The organism is Streptomyces sp. NPDC051051, assembly GCF_040682975.1.
Taxonomy (GTDB): Bacteria; Actinomycetota; Actinomycetes; order Streptomycetales; family Streptomycetaceae; genus Streptomyces.
The window spans coordinates 55687-74796 of the sequence record NZ_JBFBCB010000019.1; the positions used below are offsets into that span (position 1 = coordinate 55687).

The following is a 19110-nucleotide window of genomic DNA, read 5'->3' on the forward strand; positions in this document are numbered from 1 at the left end:
CAACTCTTATCCGTTCCTTACACGCAAGGAGCCGCTGACCTGGTGCGATGCGATGCGACGAGGTGTCCGCAAGGGTGATTCCGCCGACTCCCGAGGGGGCTGCACCAGGGACACGGGTTGACGCCGGGGGCGCTGGCGTTGATGCGGAGACGGGTCGTGACGCACGCGGGCGCCCTGGCCCGCACGCGTCTCCGGGCCGGTACGCCCCTGCCCCGGCACGCGCGCGCGTACGCGCCACAGCACGAGGACGACGACGAGCACGCCGCCCGCGACCCAGAGCACGGCCGGTACGCCCAGCACCCCGGTGTGCACCAGCGCTCCCACGAGCACCCCCGGGAAGGCGGCCGCGCCGACGGCCACCGCCACCCCCGCCGGAGTCAGGCCGAGCCGGCGCAGCCGGTGGGCGAGGTGGTCGGGGCCGCGGCGCAGCAGCGGGCGCCCGGCCGTGCGCCGGGCCAGCACGACGAGGACGACGTCGGCCACGGCGACCGCGGTGAGCGCGAACAGCACCCCCGCCCCGGTGGCCGCGTCCTGCCCCGCGCGCGTGGTGACGGCCGCCGCGGCGAGCAGGAAACCGGTGAACAGGGCGCCGCAGCCGCCGAGCGCCACGCGCGCGGGGGGCCAGTTGTGCATGAGGAAGCCGGTCAGCGCGGCGGCGAGCACGCTCAGCAGCACCGCCAGACCGTCCATCACCTCGGCCGCGGCGCAGGCGGCCACCCCGAAGGCGGTGACGACCCCGACGGTGCCGCCCACCCCTTCGGCGTGGTCGAGCGACCGGAAGGCGAGGGCGACGCAGGCGATCCAGCCGACGGCGGCGACTCCGGCGGGCACACCGGTGTCGGCGTACGGGACGACGAACGCCGCCGCCACGGCCGTACCGGCGAGGAGGAACCGGGTCTTCAGCCGCCAGGCGTCCGCCACCAGCCCGAGGGCGGCGACGCCCGCCCCGGCGGCGAGCAGGGCGCCCATCCCCTCGCCGAGCGGCGCGAGGCCGGTGCGGTCGCCGGTGACGGCGACCACGCAGGTGGCGAGCACGACGGCCACGCCCCCGGACAGCGGCACGCGTCGCTGCCGCTGCCGCCGGTCGAGCAGTCCGAGTCGCAGGGCGGGGGCGCGCAGCAGCGCGGCGAGGACGGCGGCGAGGAGCAGGGCGGTGGTGGCGGCGACGATCCCGTAGAGCACGGCTATAAATTAGTCATAAATGTATCCATTCGGTACGAATAACACGATCGGATTTCTCCCGCCCCCGAGCCGTCTCCCGGGCCGCCTCCGCACGCCCCTCGGGCCGGCCTCCCGAGCCGCTCCCGCACCGGACCTGAGGTGACCCTCAGCGATCCAGATCACCCCGTGCCCGACTACAGTGCGGCGGAGGATAGGGGTAGTCTCAGACGGACTGCATAAGTTACCGCTTAGTAATGTCGGCGCCGCCGACGAAACCCCGCAAACCTCGCAGGCCCGAGGAGCCCCCATGCAACTCGCCGCGATCATCGTGTCGCTGGCCCTGACCGTGGTCGGCGTCGCCCTGCTCGCCCGCGCCATCGGCCAGTTCGTCCGGTACTTCAAGCTGGGCCAGCCGGTCCCGGCCGGCACCCGGACCGACAACCCCTACCAGCGCAGCGTGACACTCGTCCGCGAGTTCCTCGGCCACACGCGCATGAACCGCTGGGGCGTCGTCGGCATCGCCCACTGGTTCGTGGCCGTCGGCTTCCTGACGCTGCCGCCCACCCTGGCGCAGGCGTTCGGCCAGCTCTTCCAGGCCGACTGGACGCTGCCGCTGATCGGCACGTTCCTGCCGTTCGAGATGTACATCGAGTTCATCGGCGTGATGACGATCCTGGGCATCGCCGTGCTCATCGTGATCCGCCTGCTGAGCCTGCCCTCGCGGCCCGGCCGCAAGTCCCGCTTCGCGGGCTCCAAGTCCGGTCAGGCGTACTTCGTCGAGTACGTCATCCTCACCATCGGCCTCGCCATCTACGTGCTGCGCGGCCTCGAGGGCGCGCTCCACCACGTCGATCACTACGAGGCCGGCTACTTCGCCTCGTACCCCCTGGTCCTCGCCTTCAAGGGCCTGTCGGTCACCGCGCTGCAGAACCTCGTCTACCTCACCGCGATGATCAAGATCGGGACGTCCTTCGTCTGGATGATCGTCGTCTCGCTGAACACCAACATGGGTGTCGCCTGGCACCGCTTCCTCGCCTTCCCGAACATCTGGTTCAAGCGCGAGGCCGCCGGCGGCACCGCCCTGGGCGCCCTCCAGCCGATGACCTCCGGCGGCAAGCCGATCGACTTCGCCGACCCCGGCGACGACGACGTCTTCGGCGTCTCCCAGGTCGAGCAGTTCTCCTGGAAGGGCCTGCTGGACTTCTCCACCTGCACCGAGTGCGGGCGCTGCCAGTCGCAGTGCCCCGCCTGGAACACCGGCAAGCCGCTCTCCCCGAAGCTCCTGATCATGTCGCTGAGGGACCACGCGCACGCCAAGGCCCCCTACCTGCTCGCGGGTGGCGGCAAGACCATGGAGGGCGAGGAGAAGGCGTCCGAGGAGCAGCTCAAGAACGTCCCCGCCGCCGCGCTGGCCGAGGCCGAGCGCCCCCTCATCGGCACCGCCGAGGAGAACGGCGTCATCGACCCGGACGTCCTGTGGTCCTGCACCACCTGCGGCGCCTGCGTCGAGCAGTGTCCGGTCGACATCGAGCACGTCGACCACATCGTCGACATGCGCCGCTACCAGGTCATGATCGAGTCCTCGTTCCCGTCCGAGGCGGGCACGATGCTCAAGAACCTGGAGAAGAAGGGCAACCCCTGGGGCCTGGCCAAGAAACAGCGCCTGGAGTGGACGAAGGAAGTCGACTTCGAGGTGCCGGTCGTCGGCAAGGACATCGAGGACCTCTCCGAGGTCGAGTACCTGTACTGGGTCGGCTGCGCCGGCGCCCTCGAGGACCGCGCCAAGAAGACCACCAAGGCCTTCGCCGAACTCCTCCACATCGCGGGCGTCAAGTTCGCGATCATGGGCGGCGACGAGAAGTGCACCGGTGACTCCGCCCGCCGCCTCGGCAACGAGCCCCTGTTCCAGGAGCTCGGCATGGAGAACGTCATGGCGCTGAACATGGCGTTCGGCGAGGAGACGGACGACGAGGGCAAGGTCACCGAGGAGTCCCGCAAGCCCCGGTCGGCGAAGAAGATCGTCGCCACCTGCCCGCACTGCCTCAACACCCTCGGCAACGAGTACCCGCAGCTCGGCGGCGACTACGAGGTCATCCACCACACCCAGCTGCTCCAGCACCTCGTCGACGAGGGCAAGCTGATCCCGGTGACCCCGGTCGACGGCCTCATCACCTACCACGACCCGTGCTACCTGGGCCGCCACAACAAGATCTACTCGCCGCCGCGGGAGATCATGACCGCGGTGCCCGGACTGCGCCAGCAGGAGATGCACCGCCACAAGGAACGCGGCTTCTGCTGCGGCGCCGGCGGCGCGCGGATGTGGATGGAGGAGCGGATCGGCAAGCGCATCAACAACGAGCGCGTCGACGAGGCCCTGTCCCTGAACCCCGACATCGTCTCCACCGCCTGCCCGTTCTGCCTCGTCATGCTCACGGACTCCGTGAACGGCAAGAAGAACGAGGGCAAGGCCAAGGAGTCCGTCCAGGTCGTGGACGTCGCCCAACTCCTCCTCGACTCCGTGAAGACCCCGGTCGACGACGAACCCCCCGCGGGCTCGGCCGAGTCGGAGAGCGAGCCGGAGCCCCAGCCGGTGAAGTGACCGCCGGCGACGGTACCTTGCGGCGCCCCCCGTCCACCGTGGACGGGGGGCGCCGTCGTCCCAACGGCCGTACCGCGCGTCCCGGGCCGCCGGTGCCGATGCCCGTCCCGCGGGCCCCCCGGACGGTCGTACGGGACTCCCCTTAGGGGATGTCACAGGTCGGCCGCAATGCCGCTTCCGGAGGGCCGGGCCCCGCACGTCACTCTCCGGGACCAGGTACGTTCGATGACGTGGCTGGATTCAGGATCGGACGTGGCGGCCGGGACGGCCGCGCCCCGCAAGCGCGACCCCATGACCCTCCCCGCGGGCGGCAGACGCCCCCGGGGCCGTCTCCGCACGGCTACTCGCCTGCGCAGCAGCCGTACCCGCCGCAGCAGCGGCCGCAGTACGGCGGCGGAGGCGGAGGCCAGCAGTGGCCCCCCTCGAACGGCGGCGGCCAGGGCGGCGGCGAGCCGGAGTACTTCGGTGGCGGCGACCACTACGGCGCGCCCCCGCACGACCCGTACGCCGCGAACAACCCGGGTCACACCCAGGCGTTCTCGATCGACGACCACCAGCAGTACAACCAGGGCGAGACCTACCACGCGGGCGCCGCGGCCCCGGCCGGCCCGACCGGCCCGCGCCTGCAATGGAAGCAGCTCCTGCGGGGCGTCGTCCTGTCCCCCGACCAGACCTTCCTGCGGATGCGGGACTACACGCTGTGGGGCCCCGCCCTCGTCGTCACCTTCCTCTACGGCCTGCTCGCGGTGTTCGGCTTCGACGACACCCGCGCGGACACGATCAACGCGACGCTGTCCAACGCGATCCCGATCGTCCTGACGACGGCCGTGGCGATGGTGATCAGCTCCTTCATCCTGGGCGTCGTCACCCACACCCTGGCCCGTCAGCTCGGCGGCGACGGCGCCTGGCAGCCCACGGTCGGCCTCTCCATGCTGATCATGTCCCTCACGGACGCCCCGCGCCTGGTCTTCGCCATGTTCCTGGGCGGCGACGCGTCGTTCGTGCAGCTGCTGGGATGGGCCACCTGGGTCGCCGCCGGCGCCCTCCTCACCCTCATGGTCAGCCGCTCCCACGACCTGCCCTGGCCGAAGGCCCTGGGCGCGTCGGCGATCCAGCTGATCGCCATCCTGTCGATCGTGAAGCTGGGCACGTTCTGACGCACGGCACCGACACGGAGAAGGCCCCCGGACACCGGGGGCCTTTCCGGTTACCGGGGGCCTTTCCGGTTCCGCAGGGGTGGGCGCCGTCCGGGGCGGCAGGAGTCAGACGATCAGCTCGGGTCGCGGTTCGGGTTCCGGCGCCGGCGCCGGCGCGGCCTTCGGTTCCCACCGTGCGGTCGTCCGCACGTAGCCGTAGACCACCGAGCCCGTCGCCAGCAGGAGAAGCGGTCCGAACACCCACGGGTGCTCGGCCATCTCCGACGGCAGGTAGCGATACGACACCAGGAGCGCGGTGAAGACCGTCGCGCCGTAGGCGGCCAGCCGGAGCCCCGACCGGTCCCAGCCCTGGTCGAACGCGCGCAGAGCCGCCTCGATGGTGAGGGTGAACACCACTCCGGCGATGAGGTCGGCGCCGTAGTGGTAGCCGAATCCCAGCGTCGCGCAGAGGGTGGCGACCAGCCAGAAGGTGCCCGCGTACCGCAGGACGCGCGGGCCCTTTCGGGAATGGATGAAGATCGCGGTGGCCCACGCCGTGTGCAGGCTGGGCATGCAGTTGCGCGGGGTGATCTCGTCGAAGGACATGTGGCGCGGGGGCTGGAGCGGCGGCGGTGTCTGCGGCCACAGGTCGGCCACGGCCCAGGGCTCGCTGGGCGGCATGTCCGGTGCCCACAGGCTGACGTCCGCCCAGTGCTCGGCGCCCGTGCCGTAGGCGAAGATCGGCCCGACCACCGGGTAGAGCATGTAGAAGGCCGGACCGATCAGGCCGATCACCAGAAAGGTGCGCACCAGGTGGTGGCGCGGGAAGCGGCGCTCGACCGCCACGTTGCGCAGTTGGTACAGCGCGGCGACGACCGCGGCGACCGCGAGCTGGCCGTAGACGAAGTCGAGGAAGTTGAAGCCGATCGGGCCGCTGGCCTCCACGACCCGGCCCACCAGCCACGAGGGGTTGCCCAGCGCGTGGTCGGCGGTCGCCACGTACTGGTCGAGCACGAGGGGGCGGGTCTCCGAGGTGATGAGCAGCCAGGTGTCACCGGTCTTGCGCCCGGCCATCAGCAGCAGGGCCAGCCCGGCCCCCTTCAGCAGCAGGACGCGTTCCGGGCCGGTGCGGCGCGTGACGGCGAAGACCGCGCAGCCGAGAGTCACCCACAGGGCACCGTTGCCGAAGGGGTGGCCTTCGGTCACCTCGACGCCGGCCGCCCACCGGACCGAGACGAAGACGAGGTCGACACCGATCGCGGCGCCGAGGGCGATCAACCGCTGCCGCCAGGTGAGCACCACCATCATCAACGCCATGGAGGCGTACAGCAGGCCACCCGACTTGGGCGGGAAGACCACTTCCCGCGCCTGCGTGGTCATCGGGCCCGGCAGGCCGAGACGACGCGCCACGAGTTCCAGCGCGACGAGGAATCCGAGGGCCACGGCCGTTCCCGCGGCCCACAGCACCGTCCGGGGCCGACGCCACCCGGAGAAATCGGGTCTGCCTTTTATTCGCGAAAACACCCGCGATGCTATAGGTATCAATTGTTTGACCGATTTAGTAGTTTTTGACTGACCAAGGTGATCAACACGCCGGACGGCATGGTTTTCCGGTGGAGGAAGGCCGATAGGGGCGTTCATCGCGAGTTCGAACATGTTAGCGGCGCGCCACGGACGGGTTGCGCCGAAGGCCCAACTCGTGAACGGACGCACCCTCGGGTCATCGGCGGACCGCGGTCCCCTCGCACCTCGGCCCCTCGGCCCCCCTGCTCGCGGGCGGACCGGACCACCGAGGTCACCGGAGCCGAGCCGGCCTCGAACAGGTCCGAGCGGGGAACGACCGGAAAAGGCGAACGGCCGGGACCACCGCGCGGTGATCCCGGCCGTCGACGCTCCCGGCTCAGGTCAGAGAGCTTCCCTGGACGGAGTGACCGGCTCCCCCGACCTGCGGACGACGGGCAGGACGCTCCACGGGAAGTTGATCCAGTCGTCGGTGCGCTTCCAGACGTACTCGCACTTCACGAGGGAGTGGGACTTCTCGTAGATCACGGCGCTGCGGACCTCGGCGACGGCGTCGAGGCAGAAGTCCCGCACCAGCTTGAGGGTCTTGCCGGTGTCGGCGACGTCGTCGGTGATCAGGACCTTCTTGTCGGAGAAGTCGATCGCGTTGGGCACGGGCGCGAGCATGACGGGCATCTCGAGGGTGGTGCCCACGCCGGTGTAGAACTCGACGTTCACCAGGTGGAGGTTCTTGCAGTCGAGGGCGTACGCGAGGCCGCCGGCGACAAACACCCCGCCGCGGGCGATGCTGAGCACGATGTCGGGCTGATAGCCGTCGTCGACGATGGTCTGGGCGAGTTCACGGACGGCGACGCCGAACCGCTCGTAGCTGAGGTTCTCCCGTACGTCGCTCATGCGCCGCTCACACCCGGGTCCGGTGGAAGTTGAGGAAGGAGCGGGAGGCGGTCGGTCCGCGCTGCCCCTGGTACCGGGACCCGTACCGCTCGCTGCCGTAGGGGTGCTCGGCGGGCGAGCTGAGCCGGAACATGCACAGCTGCCCGATCTTCATGCCCGGCCACAGCTTGATGGGCAGGGTGGCGAGGTTGGACAGCTCGAGGGTGACGTGCCCGGAGAAGCCGGGGTCGATGAAACCGGCGGTCGAGTGCGTGACGAGCCCGAGCCGGCCGAGCGAACTCTTGCCCTCGAGCCGGGAGGCGAGGTCGTCGGGGAGCGTGATGACCTCGTAGGTGGAGGCCAGGACGAACTCCCCGGGGTGCAGGATGAACGGCTCGTCGCCCTCCGGCTCCACCAGCCGCGTGAGGTCCGCCTGCTCGACCGAGGGATCGATGTGCGGGTACCGGTGGTTCTCGAACACCCGGAAGTAGCGGTCGAGGCGCACGTCGACACTGGACGGCTGCACCATGGATTCGTCGTAGGGATCGATCCGTACCCGTCCGGCGTCGATCTCGGCCCGGATGTCCTTGTCAGAGAGAAGCACGCCCTGAGGATACGCAAGGCGCGCGGACCGGCCGTCATCAGGACGATTCCGCGCGCCAGGCTGCTGCTGCCACTGGTGCCGCTCGCTGCTCCTGCAGCTCGCCGCTACCGCTTCTCGCCGCTACCGCTTCTCGAGGGTCACCGGCACCACACTGCGGAGCCGGGCACACCGAGGACACCGGACGAGCCGCCCGGGACCGAGCCGCTCGGCCTGCTGCATCGGGAACGAAGCGGTGCTGAACACGTGCCCATCGGCACAACGGACGACGGTGTGATCCATCAAGTCGTCGAGTCCCTTCCCCAAGAGCCGCGTCCGGCTGCTGCTCGCCGGACGACGAAAGCCACATTACGGGAGGAACGAGACGACCCTCCAGGCGGCACTCCGTCCACGCCGGGACCCACTCCGACCCCTCTACCGTATGCCCCAACTCCCGCCCAGGACACCTGGATCCCACCCCTCGAAACACACTCGGCCCCCAGGGCTTCAGCGCCGGGGGCCGGGGATGAGGTAGAGTGACCGCGCGACCAGACACCGGCCCGACCGGCGTCTTACGCGGGTGTAGTTTAATGGTAGAACATCAGCTTCCCAAGCTGAGAGCGCGAGTTCGATTCTCGTCACCCGCTCCACGAAGAAGGCCCAGGTCATCGACCCGGGCCTTTCTGCTGTTCATGGTGATCACTCGTCGCGTGCCAGATCCGTGCCAGAACGCTGATCGTCTGGACCACTGGGGGAGGACATGAGCAAGCAGATCGACGGATGGATCATGGGTCGCGACCTGCGCGCCTCCCTGGAGCTGCTGTCCCGCTACGTCGAGTACGCGTTCGACGACACCGACTGGGACACCGTCGAAATCGGTGTCCGGGACACCGACGACGAGAAGTCCGACGGCTGGTACTCGTATCCGCTCGCCGGCACGAGCGCCACCCTGGAAGTCAGCCTCGCCCACTCTGTCGGCAGCGAGGTGACGTCCGTCAGCGTCACCGGGGTCGAGACCCTGAACTCCAGCTCCGGACCGACACTCTGCTGTCCGCATTCGCCGGCATCTGACCACAGTCTTGTTCGACCCAGGCCGGACGAAGGCGGTCGCGTCCTCCCGGAGGGCCACCGGCACCCGCAGAAGCCCGCCGTCGACGCGGCGCGGCATCCGCACCTTGCGCAAGACGTCGTAGCCGACGAGCCGGAGTTCGACGACACCAGGCTTGACGTCCCGCACGTACACGGCGTGAACACCCCAGTCGTGCCGCAGTCGTTCGGCCGAGGCGGCCACGTCCGCCGGTTCCTGCCCGGGGGCGAGCCGCAACCGTACGCGGAGGCCCGTCGAGTTGGGTCGGATCACTCCGCGGCGCGGGGGAACCGGCCGTATCTCCCGCCGGGTGGTGGCCGCGCCGCCCATCACGGCAAGCGGTCCGCCCAGTTCGGCCAACGCCACCAGGTCGGTCACGTCGATCAGCCCGCCTGAGCCATCCCTCGTGGATCGGATGGGTGGACTTCTCCAAGAGCTGGAAGACCGCCTGCTTCCACGGCCGGACCCTGCGGCGCGCGACGGGTATCGGCTTGTTCGACGCCCACTTCTACGACGTCGGCACCGATGAGGCTTTCTGGATCTCCGGGCCGAAGCGCGACCGGAGCGACACGCGGTACGGACCGGAGGGGCCGATCGTGGAGGGTGCCGCCGCGGACGCCTACCGAGCGTTCCTCCGGGGCGCACCACTTCCCGGCCGAGAGGACGGTCAGGGCCTGTCCGGTGTTGTGATCTCCGTTGGAGGGTCTCGCTGCTGATGTCGTCATCTCACGGGCCGTGTCGTACCGATGTCGTATACGACATCACCGTGAGACCAAAGCGTGTGGGGTGCTGCTGCTCAGCGCCTCGTCTCGTACCTGGTCAGGACCACGCCGCCGGGAAAAGTCCGCGTCTCCACCAGGTTCAGGTTCACCCAGCTGTCCAGCGCGGTGAAGAACGGCGTGCCGCCGCCCACCAGGACCGGATGGGTGGCGATCGCGTACTCGTCGATCAGCCCGGCGCGCATGGCCGCCCCGGCGAGCGTTGCGCCGCCGATGTTCATCGGGCCGCCGTCCTCGGCCTTGAGCCGGCTGATCTCGGCGATCGCGTCGCCGGTGACCAGGCGGGTGTTCCAGTCGACCTTGTCGATCGTCGAGGAGAACACCACCTTCGGCGTGTCCCGCCAGTTCCGCGCGAACTCGATCTCCGCCGGGGTGGCGTCGGGCTGCTGGTCGCCGGTCGGCCAGTAGGAGCTCATCGTCTCCCATAGCTTGCGCCCGTACAGCGACAGGCCACTCGCCTGCTCGTGGTCGAGCCACCACTGGAACAGCTCGTGGCTCGGCGGTCCGCTCCAGCCGATGTCGTCGCCGGCCGCGGCGATGTAGCCGTCCAGGGTCAGGTTCATGCCGTAGATCAGTTTCCGCATGGTCCAGCCTCCCGTCCGTGGGTGTCCGGCGTACAGACCGACGCGGCGCGGGAAACTCATCGGTGCGCGATCTGGGCTCGCCGGTAGTCCTCGTGCTCGGTGCTCAGCCTGGTGTACTCGGCCGACACGGGCAAGCTGCCTGATCTCGACCTCGCCCTCTCGAAGAAATGCCACGGATTTGAGACTGATCATGGGTGACAAGGCCGTGAGACAGCCAAGAACGCCCAGGTCACGCAAAATCGGCATGTCACGAGCGGCGAGACCCCACGTCTATCGGCTTGCGGACCCGTGCGGGTTCGGGGCCCGGTAGAACTGTGGGTGCGATGCGTGCGCAACTGACTGGCGCCGATTGGGAGTTCGTTGCTCTGTTCCTACCGATCGGGGGGTTCGGTCCGTATCCGGAGAATCTTCGGGCCCAGTTCGAGGGTGCGGTGCGGGAAGGTCCCGGCTCCAGGCCAAGCGCGCCAAGCGAAGCCGTTTCTGGGCCGTGCGAGGGCGCCCGAGGCCGACCAACGGCGTTCGTCTTTAGGGTTGTTGGCGTATCGATCTCCGAGTCGGGCACACGCGCGGGCAAGGTCGACCGTGCGGGGAGGGTGCCATGAGGGCTTCGGACGGCTGGGACGCGAGCTCGTACAGGGGCGTTGACGGCATGCCGGATTGGTTACTCATTGTCATCGGTGTGCTTACTGTCGTCGGGATCGTCGTGGGGCATGTCCGACGGAGCAAATGACACACACCTCGAACCGTGCTGCACCCCGAGGTTCCCTGTCCGACGTCCAAACCTGACATCAACGATCACGGACGACACCAGGCAAAAGCAGCCCGCCACATCCCGGTCTCCCCGGCGTCTGCGAGGTGGAGAGAGCCGGTGATCGAACTCCTGAGGCGGGTGTCGAAGGTTCGCATCCTGCCGGGGACACAGGCCGAAGGGCCGGCTCAGGGGTGTTCCCTTCGTTGTTTCCGGGGTCGTGCCCCACGCTCCGTGGACTGCGCGTCCGCCGTTTGATCGCCAGTGGGGTCGGTCGAACCACGTCGACAGCAGGCCCGCGGCGGTTGCGCATGGCAGGCCGACGGAAGTGAGCACGGCGGGATCGGTGACCTCTGGTGCTTGCTCGAGGCTTACGAGCTCGATGCGCTCTCGAATGTGGAGGAGGTCACCCCAGGTGCTCTCGCTAGGTACCTCCCGTTCCAGCCTGCTCCCGCGTTCCTCTTCCGAGAGCCCGGAGTCGCCCATGATCTGCTCGTACCCAAGGAGCTTCCGCCTGAGGTGCTCTCGTCGGCCGTCAACTCGCCGCCAGAGTAGCCAGACGCCAGGCGCCGGCGGTATGCCGCTGGCTACAGTCGGGGTGGTGATCGCCAGTTTCGCTCCTGCACTATGTGATGCGCGCCGAGCGGCAGGGAAGCCGTGGGGCGTTGCGCATGAGCCCGGTCCTTCTGGAGTGAGTGTCCGACCGCGTGACAACGCTGCCGAACGGTGGCGGACGACCACCGGGGCCTGCCCCGCTCACGGGCGGACCGCGGCGTAGAGGATGTCGCGCAGGCCGGGCAGCGCTTCCCGGTCCTCTCGCCAGACCAGGCGCAGGCTGAGGTCGGGCAGGGGCAGGGCGAGCCGGACGAGGGTGCCCGCGCGGAGGCTGTCGGTGACGGCGAAGCGGGGCAGCAGGGTGATGCCGAGACCGTGTTCGGCCCAGGAGCGCATCACCGGGACTCCGCCGGCTCGCACGCGTTCGGGGCCGGTGCCGAGGAGGCGTTGTCCGGCCATCCAGAAGGAGCACTCGGGGACGTTGACCAGGAGCCGTTCGTGGTCGAGGTCGCTCGGGCCCAGTGAGGTGCGGCCGGCGAGGGCGTGGGTCGGGGCGGCGACCAGGGCCAGGGGAACGGGATCGAGGTCGAGGAAGGCGAGGGGTTCGGCGGGGGCGGGGAAGCCGAGTCCGCCGAGGTCGTCCCCGGCGTCCAGGAGGAGAGCCGCGTCGAGACGCCCTTCGACGACGTCCGTGAGGAGCCCTTGGCGAGCGCGGTCGGACGTGACGTCGACGGTGATGTCGGGCCGGTGTTCCGCCAGCCGGGCGAGGACGAGGGGGACGTGGGAGCCGGCGAGGGTCTCCAGGGCGCCGAGCCGCAGCCGTCGGCGCTCGGTGCGGACGTCGTGGACGGCTTGTTCGGCGGTGTCGAGCAGAGTGCGCGCCCAGCCGCGCAGGCGTTCCCCCGCGGGGGTCGGTTCCATGCCTTTGGGGCCGCGCGTGAAGAGGGTGACGGCCAGGGCGGTTTCGAGGGTGCGGATCTGCTGCGACACCGAGGAGGGGGCGAGGCCGAGTGCGACAGCGGCGTCGGTCACGGTCCGGTGCCGTATCACGGCCTCGAAGGTGGTGAGTTGGCGTAGTTCCACGTAAGAGCCCAACACCGCCGGAGCGTTCGGGATTTCCGAACGGGGCGTGCGGTTCCGCCGGTGGAGCGCCTCGCCTCGTCGGGCGATGGTGGGCCGCGTGATTCTTCCCGCTGCTCACCGGAGGCCCGCTCTTCCATGACTGTCGTGAACTCCGTCGCGACCGCGGCACCCGCGCCCTCCCGGGCGAGACGCGCAGCCGCGCTGACGGGCGTGTCGCTGGGCTATTTCATGGTGCTCCTCGACACCACCGTGCTGTCCGTCGCCGAACCCGACCTGGCCGCGTCACTGGGCGCGTCGATGGCGGACCTGCAGTGGACCACCACGGGCTACACCGTGGTCTTCGCGGCCCTGCTGCTGTCGGCGGGAGCGGCAGCCGACCGGTTCGGCGCCGAGCGGCTCTTTCGTTCCGGTACGGCCGTGTTCGCTCTCGCGTCCCTGCTCAGCGCCCTGGCCCCGGGTCTGTGGGCGCTGCTGGTCCTCCGGGCGGTCTCGGGGGCGGCAGCGGCGGCTTGCGTGCCCGCCTCCATGGCCGTGATCGCCCGCCTCTACCCGGACCCCGCGCCACGCGCCCGGGCGATCTCGGTGTGGGCCGCGGTCAGCGGCGCGGCCGTCGCGGCCGGCCCGATCGCCGGCGGCGCACTGGTGGAGGCGGCCGGATGGCGCGCGGTGTTCCTGGTCAACGTGCCCCTGGGTCTGCTGGTGCTGGCCCTGACCCGGGGGCGTTCGATGCGCTGTCCGCGCAGCGATCGCCGCGTCGACTGGCCGGCGCAGGTGGCGGCCGTGGCGGTGCTGGCCCTGTTCACGGACGCGCTGATCGCCGCAGGCGCGGGCGCGCGGGTGCACACCGCGTGGTCAGCGGGCGGGCTCGGCGTCGCGGTCCTGGTGTCCACCGTGCTCGAACGGCGGAGCGGGGCACCGGTCGTGAACCGGACGCTGCTGCGGTCGGCGCCGGTACGTGCCGGGCTGCTGGCGGGCGCGGTCGCCAACTTCACCCTGGCCGGATCCCTCTTCGTGCTGCCCCTGCTGCTGCAGCACGAGCGGCACCTGAGCGCGCTGGAAACAGGGCTGGCGTTCCTGCCGCTGACCGTTCCCTTCGCCGTCAATCCGCCGCTGACCGGCAGGATCGTGGCCCGCACCGGCCCGCGGCCCCCGATTCTGGCGGGACTGGCTCTCCTGGCCGCCGGGGGGACGGTTCTGACCTGCGCGGTCTTCACCGGGAGCGCCTACGCATGGCTCGCGGCGGGCCTGTTGCTCACCGGCTTAGGCATCTCCTGCGTCCTGCCGGCCCTCGTCGCGGCCGTCATCGGCGCCGCGCCGCCCGGCACGGCCGGTTCCGTCGGCGGCCTCCTCAACGCCGTGCGCCAGGTCGGCGCCACCCTCGGCGTCGCCCTCATGGGCGCCGCCGCGACCGCCGACACCGGATGGTCCCTGCTGCTGTCGGCCGGTCTCTGCGCCCTCGCCTGGCTGGTGTTCGCCATGACGCGCCCCGGAGGTACACCTCGCTGACCAGCCGCAAGCGCGGGCGAGCGAGCACCACCCGCCTGCCGGTTCGGCCCTCCCCGTGGCGGTGCGGAACACGCGTGCGCGCGACCGTGCGTGGGGCGCCCGCTTCCGGGTCCGTACCGCCGGCTGCCGGGTCAGAGCCGGGAACCGCCGGTGGCGTCGATGACCTGACCGGTCACCCATCGGGCGTCGTCGCAGGCGAGGAAGGCGACGATGTCGGCGACGTCCTGGGGGCGGCCCACCCGGCCGAGGGCGGAGAGTGCGGCCGCGGACCGCTCCGCGGCCTCGTTGCCGCGCAGCCAGGAGGCGTTCATGTCGGTGTCGATGATGCCGGGGGCCACTGAGTTGACCGTGATGCCTCGCCCGCCGAGGGCCTTGGCGAGGGTGAGGGTGAAGGCGTCGACGGCGCCCTTGGTCATGGCGTACGCGATGATGTCGGTGAGCGCGATCCGGGTCGCCCCGGAGGAGATGTTGATGATCCGCCCGCCGTCCCGCAGCCGCTGGAGTCCCTGCTGCGCGAGGAAGAACGGGGCGCGCATGTTGAGGGCGACGGCCTCGTCGAACGCTTCGACCGTGGTCTCCTCGATCTCGCCGCGCGGTGTGATGCCGGCGTTGTTGACGAGGATGTCGAGGCCGGTGCTGTCGGAGTGCTCCAGGACCTGGCGGTCGTAGCCCTCCCAAAGGGTCTCGACGCCCCCGGTCCCGCCCAGTTCGGCGCGGACCGCGAACGCGGTACCGCCCTTGGCCCTGACGGCACCGACGACCTCGTCCGCGGCCCGGGCGTTGCGCCCGTAGTGCACGGCCACCAGCGCCCCGTCGCCTCCGAGCCGCTCGGCGATCGCGCGTCCGATCCCGCGGCTGCCGCCGGTCACCAGCGCCGTCCTGCCCGTGAGCGTCCCCATGGTCTCCCCTTCACATCGACATTCTGTAGCGATGACTATGAATTGACTCTACGCGAATTACGTAGCGATCGCTGTAAAATTCGGCCATGACGACGACCAAGCGCGGCAGGCCGCGGAGCTTCGACCGCGAGACGGCACTCGTGCGGGCCACCCTCCTGTTCTGGCAGCACGGCTACGAGGGCACGTCCGTCTCCGACCTGACCGCCGCGATGGGGATCTCGCCGCCGAGCCTGTACGCGGCCTTCGGCGACAAGCGCACCCTCTTCACCGAGGTCGTCGACCGCTACGGCAGCACCTTCGGCGCCTTCATGGAGAACGCGCTCGCCCGGGAGAGCGACGCTCGCGCGGGTTTCGCGAGGATGCTCGACGAGGCGGCGGTGTCGTACACCGACCCGGAGCACCCGGCCGGATGCCTGGTCATCACCGCGGCGGCCAACTGCTCCCCGCAGACGGCCGACATCGAGCAGGACCTGCGCGCGCGCAGAGTGGCGAACACCCGGTCCTTCGAGGAGAGGCTGGAGGACGCCAGGTCCAGCGGGTCGCTCCCCGAGGGGGCCGACACCCGGGCCCTGGCCGTCTACTTCGCCGCGGTCGTGCAGGGCATGTCGCAGCAGGCGCGGGACGGGGCGACCACGGCGGAACTGCGGCGCGTGGCCGAGTACGCCATGGCGGCCTGGCCCGAACCGGCCTCCTGAGACCGGACACGAAAGATTAGACAGCGTCTTCGAAATTTTCGGAGCACTGTACGCACCACATCGCGCCCCCCTTCCTCGCCGCGCGGCTGAAACCGGGACGCCGCGCGATCCGTGGCGAACGAGATGTATTGACGCGTGCGCGGGGTGGCTCTAAGGTGCCCGAAAAGTTCGCAGAAATAGCGAAACTTTCGAAGCAAACGCTGCCGAAGTTCGGTAGTCCGGCAGTCCGGCACCCGTCCCTCGACCGGTGCCCCACCCGCACGCCAAGAGGAGGACCCGCATGCCTTCGTTAAATTGGCATGATCGCTACAAGAAGGTGTTGCTCGCGACGACCGGAGTGACCGTCACCGCATCGCTGGCACTCGTCGGTGTCGGCAGCATGGCGACCGATGCCGCGGCGGCGAGTTCGCTGGGGGCGGCGGCCGCGCAGTCGGGCCGGTACTTCGGTACGGCCGTCGCCGCGTCCAAGCTCGGCAACTCGACGTACTCCACCATCCTCGACCGCGAGTTCATCATGGTCACCGCGGAGAACGAGATGAAGTGGGACACGGTCGAACCGTCCCGGGGGGCGTTCAACTTCGGTCCGGGCGACCAGATCATGAGCCACACGCAGGCCCACGGCCAGCGGATGCGCGGTCACACCCTGGTCTGGCACTCCCAACTGCCCAACTGGGTCTCCTCCATCGGTGACGCCAACACGCTGCGCAGCGTCATGAACAACCACATCGACCAGACGATGGCCCACTACAAGGGCAAGATCCACTCCTGGGACGTGGTCAACGAGGCCTTCGCCGACGGCGGCAGCGGCGCGCACCGCTCCTCGGTGTTCCAGAACCTGCTGGGCGACGGCTTCATCGAGGAGGCGTTCCGCACCGCGCGGACCGCCGACCCCGCGGCCAAGCTCTGCTACAACGACTACAACATCGAGAACTGGAGCGACGCCAAGACCCAGGGCGTCTACCGCATGGTGCGCGACTTCAAGTCCCGCGGCGTGCCCATCGACTGCGTCGGACTCCAGTCCCACTTCGGCACCGGCGGCCCGCCGTCGAGCTTCCAGACCACGCTGTCGAACTTCGCCGCCCTCGGCGTCGACGTCCAGATCACCGAACTCGACATCGCACAGGCGCCGCCGACCGCCTACGCCAACACGGTCCAGGCCTGTCTGAACGTCGCCCGCTGCACCGGCATCACCGTCTGGGGCATCCGGGACAGCGACTCCTGGCGCACCGGCGAGAACCCCCTGCTGTTCGACAACAACGGCAACAGCAAGGCGGCGTACACCTCCGTGCTCAACACCCTGAACGCCGCCTCCCCGACGACGCCTCCCACCACACCGCCGACGACCCCGCCCGGAACGGGCACCGGTGAGATCAAGGGGGTCGGTTCCGGACGGTGCCTGGACGATCCGAATTCCACCACCACCGACGGCACGCAGCTCCAGCTGTGGGACTGCTCCGGCGGCAGCAACCAGCGGTGGACCTACACCTCCGCGGGCGAGTTCCGGATCCTGGGCGACAAGTGCCTGGACGCGGCGGGCACCGGCAACGGTGCCAAGGCGCAGATCTACACGTGCTGGGGCGGTGACAACCAGAAGTGGCGGATCAACTCCGACGGTTCCGTCGTCGGAGTCCAGTCCGGACTGTGCCTGGACGCGGTCGGCGGGGGCACCGCCAACGGCACGAAGATCCAGCTGTACGCGTGCGCGAACGCCGGCAACCAGAAATGGACGTTCGGCGGCGCCGCCACGACGGCTTCGTCCTGACCTGACGTGATCCGGACCCGCCCGGCCCGGCCACGTCGGGCCGGGCCGGGCCTCAGCGCTCCTCGCGGGTACCGGCGGCACGGGGTGATGCCGTGGCGCCGGGTACCGGAGCGGCGGCCGAGGGCGTGGCCGTCGGCTTCGGCGTCGGCGTCGTGCCGGTCGTCACCGGGAAGGTGTCGCCGGGGCGGACCCGGGTGTGGAACCACTCGGCGTCCTCGGCGCCGAGGCCGATCCAGCCGTCTGCGGCGTCGTCGTCGCTCAGGTCCTCGAGCTGCGGGGAGAAGAGGCCGACGTGGTGCGGTCGGCCCTCCCCGTCGCGCAGCTCGACCACGTACCGGACGCTCACCGTGGTGGGTCCTATCGTGGGGCCCTCGCGGGACGCGTCGAGGGGCATCTCTCCCGGATCCTCCTTCGCGACCACCGTCATCGGGCTCGTGGCCCCGGACAGGGCGTCGGATTCCGAGAGGATCGGCATCGCCCGGCCGCCGAACATGAGGGTGCGCCCGGACAGGTCGAGCCCGCCGCCGACGGGCGTCGGTCCGGCCGTGGACGGCGGGGTGGAACGGGGAGGGGCCACGGCCGCGGGCCGGCGTCCGGCCGGCCGGTCGCGGTCCCCGCCCAGGTGCAGGCCCAGCGCGAGGCCCATCAGCGCGAGGGCCGCGGTCCCCGCGCCGAGGGTCGCGGCGGCCCGGCGGCGGCGTACCCGGCGCACCGCCCGGGCCCGTGTCGCGGGGCCGCCGACGACCGGAGCGGTCGCGTGTGCCGCGGCCAACTCGCGCAGCGCGGCGGAAAGTTCATCGGCCACGGCCGCTCTCCTTCCTGACCGGGGCGCCGGCCTCGTCGACCCGCCCGTCGGCCTCGTCCGCCGCGAGACGCTTCGCCAGCTCCGCCCGTCCCCGGGACAGCCTCGCCTTGACCGTCCCCACGGGCGCACGGGTCTCGGAGGCTACCTGCTCCACGCTCAGGTCACACAGATGGTGCAGGACGATCGCCATCCGCTGGGCCTCGGGCAGTTCGCGCAGGGCCGCCACGAGCGCGGCGTTCTCGGGGCTCGGCCCCGGGGTGGAGTCGGGCGGCGGAGTGCGCCGCACCAGCTCCAGCCAGCGCCTCGAACGCCGCCAGCGGCTCACCGCCAGCCGCATGGCCACCGTGCGGATCCACGCCTCGGGAGCACTGTCGGCGAGGAACCGCTGGCGCCGGGCCCAGGCCCGTACGAACGCCTCCTGGACGACGTCCTGTGCCTCGCCGTGGTCTCCGGTGAAGGCGTAGAGCTGTCCGGTCAGCCGGGGGAACGCGGTCGCGTAGAAGGCGTCGAACTCGTCCTCGGTCATGCCCTCACCGGAATCTTCGTCCTTTTCTTGCAACCCGGCCGCCTCCGCCGTGCGTACAGGTCCCGTAGTCGCGCAGGTCGCACCGAGCGAGGCGCACCCCACCGGGAAGACGGCGCGCAGCGGTTCCGGGCTCCCTCTCCCGACGGTGACGGCTCGTCGGCTGCCCAACCTACCCGCACGAAAAAGCAGTTGCCTGACCAGGACGGACGCC

The 19110-nt window shown here is 70.3% G+C and carries 15 protein-coding genes, 1 tRNA gene and 1 pseudogene; 7 read left to right on the forward strand and 10 right to left on the reverse strand.

The features are described from left to right. Window positions 1–6 precede the first annotated feature (6 nt). Window positions 7–1182, reverse strand: a complete 1176-nt coding sequence (locus AB0N31_RS16615) for an undecaprenyl/decaprenyl-phosphate alpha-N-acetylglucosaminyl 1-phosphate transferase (RefSeq protein WP_366059080.1) — start codon at window positions 1180–1182, stop codon at window positions 7–9. A gap of 286 nt (window positions 1183–1468) precedes the next feature. Between AB0N31_RS16615 and AB0N31_RS16620 the strand changes: the two genes are divergently transcribed. Then, complete coding sequence (locus AB0N31_RS16620; protein ID WP_366059081.1) at window positions 1469–3760, forward strand: (Fe-S)-binding protein; 2292 nt, start codon at window positions 1469–1471, stop codon at window positions 3758–3760. Window positions 3761–3909: 149 nt separating this feature from the next. After that, complete coding sequence (locus AB0N31_RS16625; protein ID WP_366059082.1) at window positions 3910–4917, forward strand: Yip1 family protein; 1008 nt, start codon at window positions 3910–3912, stop codon at window positions 4915–4917. A gap of 105 nt (window positions 4918–5022) precedes the next feature. Here AB0N31_RS16625 and AB0N31_RS16630 read toward each other — a convergent pair whose 3' ends face one another. From AB0N31_RS16630 to dcd, 3 genes are all read right to left on the reverse strand, one after another. After that, window positions 5023–6360 (reverse strand): DUF5933 domain-containing protein, encoded by a 1338-nt coding sequence (locus AB0N31_RS16630; protein ID WP_366059144.1) that lies wholly within the window; start codon window positions 6358–6360, stop codon window positions 5023–5025. 441 nt (window positions 6361–6801) lie between these two features. Further along, window positions 6802–7311 (reverse strand): phosphoribosyltransferase, encoded by a 510-nt coding sequence (locus tag AB0N31_RS16635; RefSeq protein WP_366059083.1) that lies wholly within the window; start codon window positions 7309–7311, stop codon window positions 6802–6804. Between the two features lie 7 nt (window positions 7312–7318). Next, window positions 7319–7894, reverse strand: a complete 576-nt coding sequence (gene dcd, locus AB0N31_RS16640; protein WP_366059084.1) for a dCTP deaminase — start codon at window positions 7892–7894, stop codon at window positions 7319–7321. Window positions 7895–8446: 552 nt separating this feature from the next. Here dcd and AB0N31_RS16645 point away from each other — a divergent pair. After that, a tRNA-Gly gene (locus tag AB0N31_RS16645) sits at window positions 8447–8520 on the forward strand. A gap of 443 nt (window positions 8521–8963) precedes the next feature. Here the strand turns inward: AB0N31_RS16645 and AB0N31_RS16650 are convergent. Further along, window positions 8964–9335 (reverse strand): annotated as a pseudogene (locus tag AB0N31_RS16650) (conjugal transfer protein TraS); the annotation flags it as partial. Between the two features lie 41 nt (window positions 9336–9376). Between AB0N31_RS16650 and AB0N31_RS16655 the strand changes: the two are divergent. Next, on the forward strand, window positions 9377–9673 hold the full coding sequence (locus tag AB0N31_RS16655) for a hypothetical protein (protein WP_366059085.1): 297 nt from the start codon (window positions 9377–9379) through the stop codon (window positions 9671–9673). 80 nt (window positions 9674–9753) lie between these two features. On the opposite strand, the gene AB0N31_RS16660 is transcribed toward AB0N31_RS16655, so the two are convergent. Next, on the reverse strand, window positions 9754–10320 hold the full coding sequence (locus AB0N31_RS16660; RefSeq protein ID WP_366059086.1) for a dihydrofolate reductase family protein: 567 nt from the start codon (window positions 10318–10320) through the stop codon (window positions 9754–9756). A 1504-nt stretch (window positions 10321–11824) separates the two neighbouring features. Then, window positions 11825–12721 (reverse strand): LysR family transcriptional regulator, encoded by an 897-nt coding sequence (locus AB0N31_RS16665; protein ID WP_366059087.1) that lies wholly within the window; start codon window positions 12719–12721, stop codon window positions 11825–11827. 120 nt (window positions 12722–12841) lie between these two features. On the opposite strand from AB0N31_RS16665, the gene AB0N31_RS16670 reads away from it, so the two are divergent. Further along, a complete protein-coding gene (locus tag AB0N31_RS16670) occupies window positions 12842–14212 on the forward strand; it encodes an MFS transporter (protein WP_366059088.1) in 1371 nt (456 codons plus the stop codon). A gap of 131 nt (window positions 14213–14343) precedes the next feature. On the opposite strand, the gene AB0N31_RS16675 is transcribed toward AB0N31_RS16670, so the two are convergent. Continuing rightward, entirely contained in the window at window positions 14344–15111 is a 768-nt protein-coding gene (locus AB0N31_RS16675) for an SDR family oxidoreductase (RefSeq protein ID WP_366059089.1), read from the reverse strand. 86 nt (window positions 15112–15197) lie between these two features. Here AB0N31_RS16675 and AB0N31_RS16680 point away from each other — a divergent pair, with 86 nt between their 5' ends. Together AB0N31_RS16680 and AB0N31_RS16685 are read left to right on the forward strand one after the other, a co-directional pair. After that, complete coding sequence (locus AB0N31_RS16680; RefSeq protein ID WP_366059090.1) at window positions 15198–15806, forward strand: TetR/AcrR family transcriptional regulator; 609 nt, start codon at window positions 15198–15200, stop codon at window positions 15804–15806. Between the two features lie 280 nt (window positions 15807–16086). Next, the gene (locus AB0N31_RS16685) at window positions 16087–17568 is read left to right on the forward strand and encodes an endo-1,4-beta-xylanase (protein WP_366059091.1); all 1482 of its coding nucleotides are present in this window, start codon (window positions 16087–16089) and stop codon (window positions 17566–17568) included. A gap of 52 nt (window positions 17569–17620) precedes the next feature. On the opposite strand, the gene AB0N31_RS16690 is transcribed toward AB0N31_RS16685, so the two are convergent. Together AB0N31_RS16690 and AB0N31_RS16695 are read right to left on the reverse strand one after the other, a co-directional pair. Beyond that, a complete protein-coding gene (locus AB0N31_RS16690) occupies window positions 17621–18373 on the reverse strand; it encodes a hypothetical protein (protein WP_366059092.1) in 753 nt (250 codons plus the stop codon). Then, entirely contained in the window at window positions 18363–18899 is a 537-nt protein-coding gene (locus AB0N31_RS16695; protein ID WP_366059093.1) for a SigE family RNA polymerase sigma factor, read from the reverse strand. The genes AB0N31_RS16690 and AB0N31_RS16695 overlap by 11 nt, the downstream gene beginning before the upstream one ends. Between the last annotated feature and the right edge of the window lie 211 nt (window positions 18900–19110).